The organism is Bacteroidales bacterium, from assembly GCA_016707785.1.
Classification (GTDB): domain Bacteria; phylum Bacteroidota; class Bacteroidia; order Bacteroidales; family UBA4417; genus UBA4417.
This window is the reverse complement of record JADJGZ010000005.1, coordinates 70685-82606: the sequence shown is the minus strand read 5'-3', so window position 1 is coordinate 82606 and position 11922 is coordinate 70685. Positions and strand designations below refer to the sequence as shown.

The window sequence follows — 11922 nt, the reverse complement described above, 5'->3', positions numbered from 1 at the left end:
TTGAAAACGGTTATCCTGAGAAATTTTTTTCCTGATTGACCCTGAACTCAACTCAATTGCAAAATAAGCTAAATTTATGTTATCATATGTGTTTTTGAACTGCCTTCCGTAGCTTTGCAAAAAAGAGAGAAGATAGGATTATGCATAGTATCTATCAGAAAATTGAGGAAATAAAATCTACAGGAAGGCCGGCTGTGCTCTGCATTGTGATTACATCCTCCGGTTCCACTCCAAGGAAAGCGGGTTCCAAAATGCTTGTTTTTGCTGATGGCACAGTCTGGGGAACAATTGGAGGGGGCTCTGTAGAAAAAGATGTCACAAGTAAAGCCCTGGAATTGATGTCGGGCGGAAAACCTCAGAAGTTTGCCTTTCATCTTCAGGATGACCTTAATATGCATTGTGGCGGAGAAATGGAGGTTTATCTTGAACCCATCTGCCAGTCGCAGAATCTTTATATTTTCGGAGGAGGGCACATAGGACGTGCTTTATCAAAAATGGCTGTGGACCTGGGTTTTAATGTTACCATCATCGACCCCCGGCCTGAAATATTTAATGAGGACTTTCCTTCATGTACACTCTTAAACCTGGACTATTTCGAAGCTATTGAGCAAATTCCGTTCAACAGTCAGTCATACCTGGTGATTGTGACTCCAAAGCATTCTTATGATGAAGATATCCTTGCCCGGGTTGCGAGAAAACCCCATCATTACATTGGGATGATTGGCAGTGGCCGGAAAATCGCCTTACTCAGAAAGCGTTTCCAGGAAGAAAACCTGCTGACCAAAGGAGGAGTTAGATACCGTAGATATGCCAATCGGACTGAAAATGAATGCCGAAACTCCACAGGAAATTGCCGTCAGTATCCTGGCAAAACTCATTGACGTCAGGAACTCTGCCTGAATGAGCATGTGGTCAGGTTAAGGAAACTGAAAATAACTCCCCTTAATGCCTTCTATTTATAACAGAACAACTCCATAAAAGCATAAGTGGATGTAAACAATATTTTCTAACTTTGATCAAAATAGAAAGTAACGAAAATGAATGATATTCTTTTAAAAATCAATGAGTTATCAGCAAAGTATGCTGATTATACAGCCACTAATCTTTCAAAACTGGTACGTCAGAAGTCGTTGAGCCTGGGTGAAAAAGGGGTAGCGGAAGAACTTAAACGACAGATGCTTGAAGCAGGCTTTGATGAAGCCAGGATTGATGGATTAGGGAATGTGATCGGAAGAATAGGAAACGGGAGAAGAATATTGGCTTTCGATGGCCATATTGATACTGTGGATGTTGGGAATGCTGCCAACTGGACTTCTGACCCTTTTTCGGGTGAAATTAAGGACGGATTTGTATTTGGCAGAGGTACTGTCGACCAAAAAGGTGGCCCGGCTGCTTTTGTTACGGCAGGTCGCATTCTGAAAGAGCTTGCTTTTGATATGGACCTTACGTTGTATTTTACAGGCTCTGTGATTGAAGAGGATTGCGATGGACTTTGCTGGAAATATATTGTAGAAGAAGAAGGTATCCAGCCTGATTTTGTGGTTATTACAGAACCAACCAACCTTAATATATACAGGGGGCACAGGGGGAGAATGGAGATAGAAATCACTTTCAAAGGTGTGTCAGCGCACGGATCTGCTCCTGAAAGAGGTAAAAATGCTATTTACACGGCCTCCAGGGCATGCCTGGAAATAGAAAAGCTGAATGAACGCCTGTCTTCTGATCCTTTCCTTGGTAAAGGGAGTGTGGCCTTATCGGAATTCATATCAGGCAGTCCTTCATTATGTGCAGTGTCTGATTATGCGAAAATCCACCTGGACCGCAGATTGACCTGGGGCGAGACAAAAGAATCGGCTCTTGCTGAGGTGATGGAAATTGTGAAAGATATGGATGCTACTGTTGAGATATTGCAATATGAGGAGACAGCCTTTACCGGTTTGAGATATGGCATGGAAAAGTATTATCCCACATGGAAGATTGAAGAAAGTCATCCTTTGGTTGTAAGCGCCGCGAAAGCATTTACCGGCTTGTTCAACAAGGCTCCCCTGGTTGATAAATGGACTTTCTCGACCAATGGGGTTACCATTAATGGTTATTACAAGATACCTTGTATCGGATTCGGCCCGGGAAATGAAGTACTGGCTCATGCCCCGAATGAGAAAGTTCCTGTTAGTGACCTGGTTGCTGCCTCAGCATTTTATGCAGCTTTGGCCTACACCATATAATCAAAAAAAAAAAGTGACTTTGGCTGAATGATTTTTGCAAACCTCCTGTAAAAGTCTGAAAACAAGGTAATTAAAAAAAACATAAATAGATAGCGGATATGAACCCGAATTTTCAAAAGAATTTAACAGAACTGGACGCTCTTAGTTCACAATTATACCAAAAGGATTTTCTTCTCACCTGGGAAAAATCAATTGCTGACCTGAAAACGATTTTAGCAGTTGCAGAAGCCTTAAAATCACTTCGTGACAATAATATTTCAGCCAGGGTTTTTGATTCAGGACTGGCCATTTCTCAGTTCAGGGATAATTCAACCCGGACAAGGTTTTCATTTGCTTCTGCGGCAAATTTGCTGGGACTTGCTGTTCAGGACCTGGATGAAGGGAAATCGCAAATTGCTCATGGCGAAACTGTTAGGGAGACTTCTGCAATGATCTCTTTCTTAAGTGATATCATTGGAATTCGCGACGATATGTACCTTGGAGCCGGGAATGCTTATATGCGTGAAGTAGGCGCAGCACTTGATGAAGCCTTTGCCGATGGTGTTCTTCCGCAGCGTCCAGGCATTGTTAACCTTCAATGCGATATTGATCATCCTACGCAAAGTATGGCTGACCTTCTGCACCTAAAATCTGTTTTTGGCTCCCTGGATGCATTGAAAGGAAAGAAGATTGCCATGACCTGGGCATATTCACCAAGCTATGGAAAGCCACTTTCTGTTCCTCAGGGTATTATAGGACTGATGACTCGTTTCGGTATGGATGTGGAACTTGCTTATCCCGAAGGGTACGGTTTAATTCCTGAAGTGGTTGAAACAGCGGGAAGGCAGGCTGCTGAAAGTGGTGGAAGCTTTAAAGTGTCAAATTCCATGGAAGAAGCATTCAAGGGTGCTGATATAGTTTACCCCAAAAGCTGGGCTCCCTATCATGTGATGGAAAGAAGAACCAGCCTGCTTAGGGCTTCAGACCATGATGGATTGAAATCCCTTGAGAAGGAATGCCTTGCAAATAATGCAAAATTCATGGATTGGGAATGTACAGAGGATAAAATGAAGCTTACAAAGGATGCTAAAGCCCTTTACCTGCATTGCTTACCTGCAGATATCACCGGTGTTAGCTGCAAGCAGGGTGAAGTTGCTGCCTCTGTTTTCGAAAGGTACAGGGTGCCCTTATATAAACAAGCCGGATTTAAGCCTTATATCATTGCTGCGATGATGCTTACCAACCGTTTTGCAAATCCTGCCCGGGTGCTTCGGGAAGTTGCTGATAAGAATTCCCCTAGGGTTCTCTAATTATCTGATCCTTATTAGTTTGTGTAGTTCTTTGCTGTTTCCGGCAGTGAACATGCACAGATATATGCCTGCCTCAATTCGAGCCTCAAGCTGAATCTGTGCTCACCAACTCCTGATTTTCAGAAACCGGGCGGGTTGCCGGCATATCACACTTCCCCACCGTAAAGGGGGAGCCATGGCTAAACAAAGCCTGGCTTGCCTGCCCGTCAATATTGGTGGTATCGTTTACCAGAAGGTTGCATCCCCGCGGCACATTCATTGAGAGTAACCCCCAGGATAATCCCTGGAACCTAACCCGGTAAAACAATTTCTTCAAGCATCGACATAAGTCCTGGGATCACTATTCCTCGCCATTGAGGAAAATTTCGCATACCGCTGGTGCGCCTCTTTCACACCACGTGCATGCAGGTTATTATCCGGCTTCAACGGAGATTTACAAGCATCGGTCCAAATTCCGGTTGAGCTGGCATAAGTTGGAAAGTGCATCCAGGCGTTGGCCTGTTCCTTTTTGCGGAATACAGGATATCCCCTGCGAGCAGAGTGTCTGGTCGAAAGCCAATGTATTAAGTATTAATGGTCCTGTGAATGAGGTATTTGCTATATTTTGCCAATCAGTATGGAGTTGATAGATCATGAGATGATCGGTCGTATCGCCCATGGCATCGTCGCTCACCATGATGAAAAGACCGGGGGAACCTGCTGGGCCGGCAGTACCATCCAGGTCGGCTGGCAGCATTTGTTTCAGGGATGTTTCCTGCTGAAACATAATCATCCGGGCGTACCTCCAGCAAGCTTGAATCCCGCCCAACAGCACCATGGGCCTGCCAGTTAGTGCCTGAAAATGATTTTGCTGAAAAGTAATATCCATCCGGCCACACACCAAATTTGGGATAGTCAGGCATTTTGCTGAACTGGAAGGCATACCGGTGCCAGGCCCCCAATGGACTTTCGGTTTGAGAAACAGCAATGAGTTCATAATACGGGCCATTAGGATAGTTTGGTAACGAAAACTGGCTCATGATCCATCTTCCGGCAAGCTGATCGTATAGCACAATAGGGTCACCATCAGTGGTATAGCCTCCCGGAAATCCCTGCCAGATGGTTCCAAGGCTTGCCGGTCCATACACAAGGTTCCCGGTTTTTTCGTACACTGCAAAAGAGGTATTGACAGCTTGTACATAATGGTTCATGCCAACATCACCTACAGGGTCGGGAGGGGCGTTGGTGCCGTTTCCGGGAATGCCATCATAATTGAGGATTGTACTTACCGGTGCTTCCAATCCCATAAAATCCTGAATAGCAGGATCCTGCTCAAAAACGCGTCCGTCAGAACCTTGATATCCAGCCCATTGTGCAGAAAAGGGCTGGTTAGGGATTTCATTGTTTTTCCACCTGGACGTTTTCTCTCCTGGCAAAATCAATGGCATGTCGCAAAGTGCGGGGGAGGTATCGTGGTGAAAATCAGTGATAATGTCTGTTGGCGAAACTGAGCTAACTTGTGTATTTCCGGTGAAATAAACGAATATCGCAAGCAAGATGATCAAAGATGCAGCTTTCATGGCCTTGGGTTTTCTGAGAAGCATGGAACAATAGAAGTATATCTCAGATAGGATAGAAAAGGAGGCGATACAAGCGTTTAATCAATAACGTGTTTATTTATACTCTCAAATATAGTGATTATTTGCCTCTTTTTCAACACACTCAGTGATGCCCGCTCACGATTATATCAAATACTTTTCCACTGATGTGTATACCTTCATAGATATTGGAATCACACCGCTGATACTGATCCTTTTGGCTTATAATTCCCGTGGGTTCTGGAACCCAGATCAGAAGGTCGGCATCAAATCCTACTTTTAATTTTCCTTTTTTATCACCCCAGCCAAAGATTCGGGCTGCGTTGGTTGAAGTGAGACATACCATCTGTTGCAGGCTGATTTTTTTTGTGAGCACGCCGAAAGTGTACATCAAGCCCATTCTGAATTCCACTCCACCAGCTCCATTGGGAATCTTCGTGAAATCATCCAGTCCTTTGTCTTTCTGTCCGAAAGTATTAAACGGGCAATGATCTGTGGCAATGGTGTCAATTGCTCCTTTCAGCAGTTCTTCCCATAACCCTGTCCTGTTTTCTTCTGAGCGGATGGGAGGGGATATCACGTAAGGAAATACCTGATAATTATCCTTGTCAGGATTATATACCTCATCATTCAGCATCAGGTACTGAATACAGGTTTCACCATACACTTTCAAGCCCTTTTCCTTTGCCATTCTTACATTCCTGGCTCCTTCAGCTGTTGAAATATGCACGATATAGGCAGGACAGGAGGTCTCCTCTGAAAACCTGATAACCTGATTGATTGCATTGATTTCAGTCTCCGGCGGACGCGAAAGTGCATGATATGCGGCATGAGTCTTTCCTTCAGAAATATACTTTTTCTGAAGTTCACTGATTTTGTCTCCTTCTTCACAATGTACCAGAACAATTCCCCCTTCTTCACCAACAACCAGCATGAGCTGCCTGAGGTCATCAACACTGATCCCGATGGAAGTCTTGTAGGCCAGGTAAGCTTTAAATGATTTAATACCTAATTCACGGATGCATTGAATAACTTCCTGTTTAACCGTTTCATTCCATTCGCTGATACCCATATGCAGTTTATAGCTGCACAAACTGGATTCAGCTTCTTTTTGCCGAAGATGGTAGGCTTCAATAAGGGATTGTCCCCGTTTAGGGGTAACAAAATCAATAATGGCTGAGGTGCCACCGGATAAAGCAGCCCTGCTTCCGCTTAAGAAATCATCGCATGAGTTTCCGGCCGGGGTTGGCAGAGCGAAATGAACATGTGGGTCGATACCTCCGGGGAAGATGAGTTTACCACTTGCATCAATGTATTCAAATCCAGCGTATTCTGAAGGATTTAGCTTCCCTAAGGCAATAATCTTCCCGTTTTCCGTGGCAATATCTGCATATTCCGACTTGTCAGGATTGACAATCAGGCCATTGCAGATAAGGTACTGCCTGTTTATCAGGCTGACATTCGTTTCCATAACCTTTCAGCCTGTTTACGGGATTCATTCAGAATGTTTTCCTCATTCACTGTTACTATTTCCCTGTCTTCCACGATTAATTTACCATTGGCTATCACATGCTTAACATGACTGCTTTCAATCCCAAACAGGAAATGGCCCAGGAAATTGTTGGCTGTGAGTGGAGTAGGGGTATTATAATCGAGGATCACCAGGTTATTATCGGAATCTCCTGTGAAATTATTGTTATCCAGATAATTGTGCACATTTCTGAACCGCCTGTAGGTTTCGGCATAGTCGATATTTTCATGAAGATGTCCACTGAAAAATGCTGATTTTGCACTTCTTAGCATGTCGCTATGCATACCATCTGTCCCTAGCATAATCCGTTCACCCAAACCTTTACCATTAAAAAAGCCCACTCCGTTATTGAGATTGCTCTCCATATTCTCTACTACCCAGGCATTGGAACCGGATATCAAGCCTCTTTCATGTTCACTCAGATGAAGGCAATGGCCTAAAATGGTTTTTGGAAACTGAAGGACACCTGCTTCAGCAAAGCGTTCTACTACTCTTTTACCATAGGTTGCCATGCTGTGCTCCTGGTCTGAGAGCGCTTCAGCTACATGGACATGTATACCCGAATTTGTGGCTTCGGCCAGTTTAACTACCTGATTCAATGTATGATCCCCAACAGTAAAGGAAGCATGCAAGCCAACAAGTCCCTGGTGTTTTGATAAATATTGTTCGGTTTCTCTTAGGCCTTGAGTTGACTTCTCCATGCCATCCCTGTCGGTAATTTCATAACAGAGCAGATGTCCTACTCCAACCTTCTCAAAAGCCTCAGCGATCACAGAAAGACTGCCCGGTATTGAATTCGGGGATGCATGGTGGTCGATGGCGAAGGTGACACCATTCCTTGCACAGGCCATGGCAGTTGCCAAAGCACTTGAGTAGATCATCTCTTCATCCAGTGCTTTGTCCAATGTCCACCAGATGTATTGAAGAATCTCATTGAAGTTTTCAGGATTTTTCTTTGGGGCTCCCATTCCTCTTGCAAGGGCCGAATAAACATGATGATGTCCGCAGGCAAACGACCGGGTAATGAATTGTCCATTGCAGTCAATTTCCTGTGCACCGGCTGATTCATCCATGCCTGGATTCAGGATAAGTTTACCCTCTTTACCCGGCAAGACCAGTATGTCAGAATTGGAAAATTCCAGGGTATCCCAATGGATAAATGTTCCGTTTTTGAGTAACAGCATAGTTCTTAGTAGTAATGAGTTTGAATAACAGGTTGCCACAATTTCCTGACGGAAGGATCACTGTAACCCTTGCAGCAGGACTTGAAGTAACAGTCTTTATGTTCTTTTAGATCAACTATTTCAAAAAATGTACAGGGCGTTTTCTCGCAATGGTGAAACTCACAAAGTGGAGACTCATTGCAGCAGCTTCTTCCCAGCGACCAGAAGAAATCATTCATTTTGGTAACCGGATGGCCTGAAAGTCTGGAGATAATTTCAAAGGCCCTTATACAGGCTAAACGGACTTCGGAATCATCGTCTATTTCATTCCGGTTGATGAGATTATTTTTTAATTCTTCATCATTGATTTGAACACAGCCCAACCGCATTAACACTCTTTGCATATGATAATCCATGATGGGGATAAAATGCTCAGGATCCTGAATGGTAATCAATTTCGCCTCTTCAAGCAATTTTAACAGGAAGGTAATCTTTTTCCTTAAAGGATCTGAAAATGCGGAGGTTAAAGGAAGAATTTCGTAATAACCTTTATTATTGTTAATCAAATAGTTGTTGGTTGATGTAACCAAATTAAGATAGCTTGATTGAAAATGCTGATCCACAAACTGTTCAAGTTCAAGGAGCAAGTCAACTCTTTCATCAATGCTATCCAGGGTGCTTGTACCGGCATCAGAATCAGGAGAAAAGAATTCTGCTAACTCCTTTATGATCTGATTTTTAGGAAATCCAGAAAGGTGTCCTGGTTGAAGAAAGCTATGGTTTTCGGCGATAAGCTTATGAAAGGAGTATTCAAGGTAATCCCAGCCAAAAATATTCAGAGTTTTGTGATGCAGGGTATATGTTTGATGACAGATGGCCACAGCAAAGAAGAAACCTCTCAGCTTAAGCTCTGTATCTGCTTTCACACTGAGGAATGGACGGTCATAGAAAGATGCCCTCAGTGGCAAACGTCTAAGAAGTTCTGCAACATCAGAGCATACATTCTCGTCAACACTTAGTTTCTTATGCATATTTTGGATAGCTGCCAAAAGTCTTCTTGAAAAATGCGTGCGTGCGGTGCATAAAATGTGCAGGTTTAGTAAACATTAGCAAACATAAACCGCTGATAATATTTTCCTTTGCATCTTTTACCGAAAGTAACAGTTCAGCATCAGCTGATCCCTGCTGCAGCCAAATATGCTGGATGCCTTTTTTCTTAACTTCAGCCAGTAGTTCCTTAGTCTGGACCGCTTTTGTGGAGATGAAGATAGAGGTTACTTTATCTGGCAGGTCGTCAATGCTTTTATAGCAGGTTTTGCCTTCAAATTCGGTCAGATGAAGACTTATGGGATAGATAGTATATCCTTGTTTAATTAGTTCTTTTGCCACATTGTTACCAAATTTATGCGGAGTCCTGGATATCCCAGCAATGGCAATATGGTGCTGAGCAGTAAATTGCTCGATTTGCTGAAGTGTAGCCATATAAATTTGATTTATAAGTTAATCATTTAATTGTCAGTGATATTTATTTAGAGTTTGAATTTATTATTAGTTATCTGTTTTTTGATTCCTTTGTTTTGCCTGGTTTCATGGGTAGCCGTGTTCTCCTTATTCCATCAAATGTGTATAGTGCATTTGCAATAGCTGCTGCGGTGGGTACCAGGCCTATTTCGCCTATACCCTTTGCTCCATAAGGCCCGACAGGATCTTTTTCTTCAATTCCAATTACAATGATTTCAGGCGTTTTATCAGATGGGATCACCCCACAATCGCGCAGTTTAGTGCTAACTAATCGACTGTCTTTCATCGGAAGGTCTTCAGTAAGAGCGTAACCAATTCCCATATGCACCGCACCCTGTATCTGACCTTCGAAAAGCACCGGGTTCATTATTTTCCCTGCATCATGCGCGGCAATGACCTTTGCCAGGTTTCCCTGTTCATCAAGAATCGCCAGTTGAGCCGCATAGCCATAGGAATAATGCGTAATAATCCTGTCAACTTTTGCGCCGGGCTTTGTGGTCCAGTCACATATATACCTGCCTTCATACTTTTTACCAACCAGTTCTTCAATGGTTGAATTTTCGAGGTCTGCATTAATTCGGATGGCTGCATCGATAATGGCATTTCCAAGCAAAGCGGTAGCCCTGGAAGATGTAGTCATTCCTGTCGGAATTTCTGCATTGGTATCCACATTCACACTCATGAATTCTGCAGGCAGCCCCGTTTCCTGGTGCAGGGTCTGAATGGCCATATTGTGAACACCCTGGCCCATTTCTGTCCAGCCATGTTCAATCGATATACTGTCCTTGGACCGGAATTGGATCTTAACATCACAAAAATCAGCCATTCCATTCCCAACCCCTGAGTTCTTTATTCCGGTTGCCAATCCAGCGTATTTTGATGAGTAGAATTGCTCTTTCAGTGCCAGAAGGCAGGCTTTGATTCCGACACCTTCCCCGAGAACCTGCCCGGTAGAGGTCATTTTCCCGGTATCCAGGGCATTATCAAACCTAAATTGCCAACGGTCAAATTTACCTTTCTCACAAAGTTCATCAATACAGCTTTCGAGGGCAAAGGCAACCTGGTTCGCCCCAAATCCTCTCATAGCGCCTGAAGGAATATTGTTGGTATAAACGGTAAGAGCTTCAATGTCAACATTTGGAATATGATATCCACCTGCAGCATGCCCTGCAACCCGCTCCATTACTTTGGTTCCGACCGAGGCATATGCGCCACTATCCCCGATAGCCCTCAGTTTCAGGCCTGTCAGAATGCCATTTTTATCACAGGCAATCTTGATATCCATGCTCACAGGATGACGTTTGGGATGCATGATAATGGATTCTTCCCTGCTAAGATGAAGTTTTACCGGCTGTTTTAATTTCCACGCAAATAAACTCACATGCCCCTGCACGGTCATGTCTTCCCTGCCTCCAAAGCCGCCGCCACAGGGAACCAATGTCACTCTTACCTGATCTTCGTCAAGTCCCAGGATTGAGGCAACCTGTCGCTGGTCAACATAAATGCCTTGTCCCTGGCTGTATAGGTGTATACCATCTCCATCAGGAAGAGCAACAGCTGCTTCGGTTTCAAGAAAGGCATGTTCAATTCGTTGGGTTTCATATTGTCCCCTTGCAGTATAGGCTGTACTGTCGAAAACATCCTGAATGGAGTCGCCCCGCTTTATTATACACGATTCCAGTAGGTTAGACTTGTCTTCATGCACTTTTGGTGAGGAAGAAGTGATAGCCAGTCGGGCATCTGAGACAGGTTCCAGAATTTCATATTCTACTTCGATCATCCCGGCAGCATACCGGGCAGTAGCTTCATCATCAGCAACAACACCAGCCAGTACATCACCAATATACCTTGTTATTTCATTCTCCCTGATCATCAAAGGCCAATCGCTGAAAATCAGGCCTGTAAACCGTTCCCCCGGGATATCCTGGGCAGTAAAAACTGCTTTGACACCCGGATAATTGCGTGCTTTCTCGGTATCAATGCGGATAATCCGTGCTCTTGGGTGGTCAGTAAAGCGTAAAGCCGAATGCAAGAGGCCTTCAAAATGCAGGTCGTTAACAAACTTTCGCTGACCTATGGCCGTTTCATATGCCTCATATTTGGGTAAAAACTGGCCGATTCCTGACTGCCAGGTATGATTTGTTTCCGAGTTGCCTGATTTTAATTGTTTTAGTGATTGCTCAATGGCATCAATGATTTTGATATACCCGGTACAGCGGCACATATTCAGGTTGATGGCTTTGGCTATTTGCTGCCTGTCTGCAAGCGGGTTTTCTGCAAAAAGAACCTTGGTTCGCATGATTAAGCCAGGTGTGCAGAAACCACATTGCACAGCTCCTTTTTCAACATAAGCTTTTGCAATCACGTCCCTTACCTCAACGGGAATACCCTCCATTGTGATGACTTGTGCATTCTCAAGGAATTTCATTTTTTGGGTACAGGACAACTTTGCTTTCTGGTTTATTTCAACCATGCATGCTCCACAACTGGCTTGTCCTGAACAGCCATCCTTTACAGAGGTGATTCCTTGCTGTAGCCTTAGGTAATTCAGTAAGGTAATTTCCTCATCTCCATGGTAGACCACAGGTTTATCATTCAGGAAGAAGCTAATCATTC

General features: G+C 43.8%; 11 protein-coding genes. 4 read left to right on the top strand and 7 right to left on the bottom strand.

Annotated features, from left to right (window positions below):
- Positions 1 to 140: 140 nt before the first annotated feature.
- From IPH84_04490 to ygeW, 3 genes are all read left to right on the top strand, one after another.
- Positions 141 to 881 carry an XdhC family protein gene (locus tag IPH84_04490; GenBank protein MBK7172488.1) on the top strand — a complete coding sequence of 247 codons (741 nt, stop codon included), beginning with the start codon at positions 141 to 143 and terminating at the stop codon, positions 879 to 881.
- A 156-nt stretch (positions 882 to 1037) separates the two neighbouring features.
- Complete coding sequence (locus IPH84_04485; protein MBK7172487.1) at positions 1038 to 2225, top strand: YgeY family selenium metabolism-linked hydrolase; 1188 nt, start codon at positions 1038 to 1040, stop codon at positions 2223 to 2225.
- 98 nt (positions 2226 to 2323) lie between these two features.
- On the top strand, positions 2324 to 3514 hold the full coding sequence (gene ygeW / locus IPH84_04480) for a knotted carbamoyltransferase YgeW (protein MBK7172486.1): 1191 nt from the start codon (positions 2324 to 2326) through the stop codon (positions 3512 to 3514).
- Between the two features lie 85 nt (positions 3515 to 3599).
- Here the strand turns inward: ygeW and IPH84_04475 are convergent, their stop codons facing one another.
- On the bottom strand, positions 3600 to 3830 hold the full coding sequence (locus tag IPH84_04475) for a hypothetical protein (GenBank protein ID MBK7172485.1): 231 nt from the start codon (positions 3828 to 3830) through the stop codon (positions 3600 to 3602).
- 37 nt (positions 3831 to 3867) lie between these two features.
- Between IPH84_04475 and IPH84_04470 the strand changes: the two genes are divergently transcribed.
- Positions 3868 to 4140 (top strand): hypothetical protein, encoded by a 273-nt coding sequence (locus IPH84_04470; protein MBK7172484.1) that lies wholly within the window; start codon positions 3868 to 3870, stop codon positions 4138 to 4140.
- Here the strand turns inward: IPH84_04470 and IPH84_04465 are convergent.
- The 6 genes from IPH84_04465 to xdh all read right to left on the bottom strand — a co-directional run bounded on the left by IPH84_04465 (position 4126) and on the right by xdh (position 11920).
- Positions 4126 to 5073: a hypothetical protein gene (locus IPH84_04465; GenBank protein MBK7172483.1), complete on the bottom strand. Its 948-nt coding sequence runs from the start codon at positions 5071 to 5073 to the stop codon at positions 4126 to 4128. The genes IPH84_04470 and IPH84_04465 overlap by 15 nt on opposite strands.
- 142 nt (positions 5074 to 5215) lie before the next feature.
- On the bottom strand, positions 5216 to 6562 hold the full coding sequence (gene hydA / locus IPH84_04460) for a dihydropyrimidinase (protein ID MBK7172482.1): 1347 nt from the start codon (positions 6560 to 6562) through the stop codon (positions 5216 to 5218).
- A complete protein-coding gene (locus IPH84_04455; GenBank protein ID MBK7172481.1) occupies positions 6541 to 7806 on the bottom strand; it encodes an amidohydrolase family protein in 1266 nt (421 codons plus the stop codon). The genes hydA and IPH84_04455 overlap by 22 nt, the downstream gene beginning before the upstream one ends.
- A 5-nt stretch (positions 7807 to 7811) precedes the next feature.
- Positions 7812 to 8816 (bottom strand): hypothetical protein, encoded by a 1005-nt coding sequence (locus tag IPH84_04450; protein ID MBK7172480.1) that lies wholly within the window; start codon positions 8814 to 8816, stop codon positions 7812 to 7814.
- Positions 8809 to 9267, bottom strand: a complete 459-nt coding sequence (locus IPH84_04445) for a CoA-binding protein (protein MBK7172479.1) — start codon at positions 9265 to 9267, stop codon at positions 8809 to 8811. The genes IPH84_04450 and IPH84_04445 overlap by 8 nt, the downstream gene beginning before the upstream one ends.
- 70 nt (positions 9268 to 9337) lie before the next feature.
- Entirely contained in the window at positions 9338 to 11920 is a 2583-nt protein-coding gene (gene xdh, locus IPH84_04440) for a selenium-dependent xanthine dehydrogenase (protein MBK7172478.1), read from the bottom strand.
- Between the last annotated feature and the right edge of the window lie 2 nt (positions 11921 to 11922).

Excerpts from the sequence above, each read along its gene's own strand:
- IPH84_04455 (MBK7172481.1), bottom strand. The coding sequence starts at position 7,806 with ATGCTGTTACTCAAAAACGGAACATTTATCCATTGGGATACCCTGGAA.
- IPH84_04485 (MBK7172487.1), top strand. The coding sequence starts at position 1,038 with ATGAATGATATTCTTTTAAAAATCAATGAGTTATCAGCAAAGTATGCT.
- IPH84_04450 (MBK7172480.1), bottom strand. The coding sequence starts at position 8,816 with ATGCATAAGAAACTAAGTGTTGACGAGAATGTATGCTCTGATGTTGCA.
- hydA (MBK7172482.1), bottom strand. The coding sequence starts at position 6,562 with ATGGAAACGAATGTCAGCCTGATAAACAGGCAGTACCTTATCTGCAAT.
- IPH84_04490 (MBK7172488.1), top strand. The coding sequence starts at position 141 with ATGCATAGTATCTATCAGAAAATTGAGGAAATAAAATCTACAGGAAGG.
- IPH84_04465 (MBK7172483.1), bottom strand. The coding sequence starts at position 5,073 with ATGAAAGCTGCATCTTTGATCATCTTGCTTGCGATATTCGTTTATTTC.
- ygeW (MBK7172486.1), top strand. The coding sequence starts at position 2,324 with ATGAACCCGAATTTTCAAAAGAATTTAACAGAACTGGACGCTCTTAGT.
- xdh (MBK7172478.1), bottom strand. The coding sequence starts at position 11,920 with ATGATTAGCTTCTTCCTGAATGATAAACCTGTGGTCTACCATGGAGAT.
- IPH84_04445 (MBK7172479.1), bottom strand. The coding sequence starts at position 9,267 with ATGGCTACACTTCAGCAAATCGAGCAATTTACTGCTCAGCACCATATT.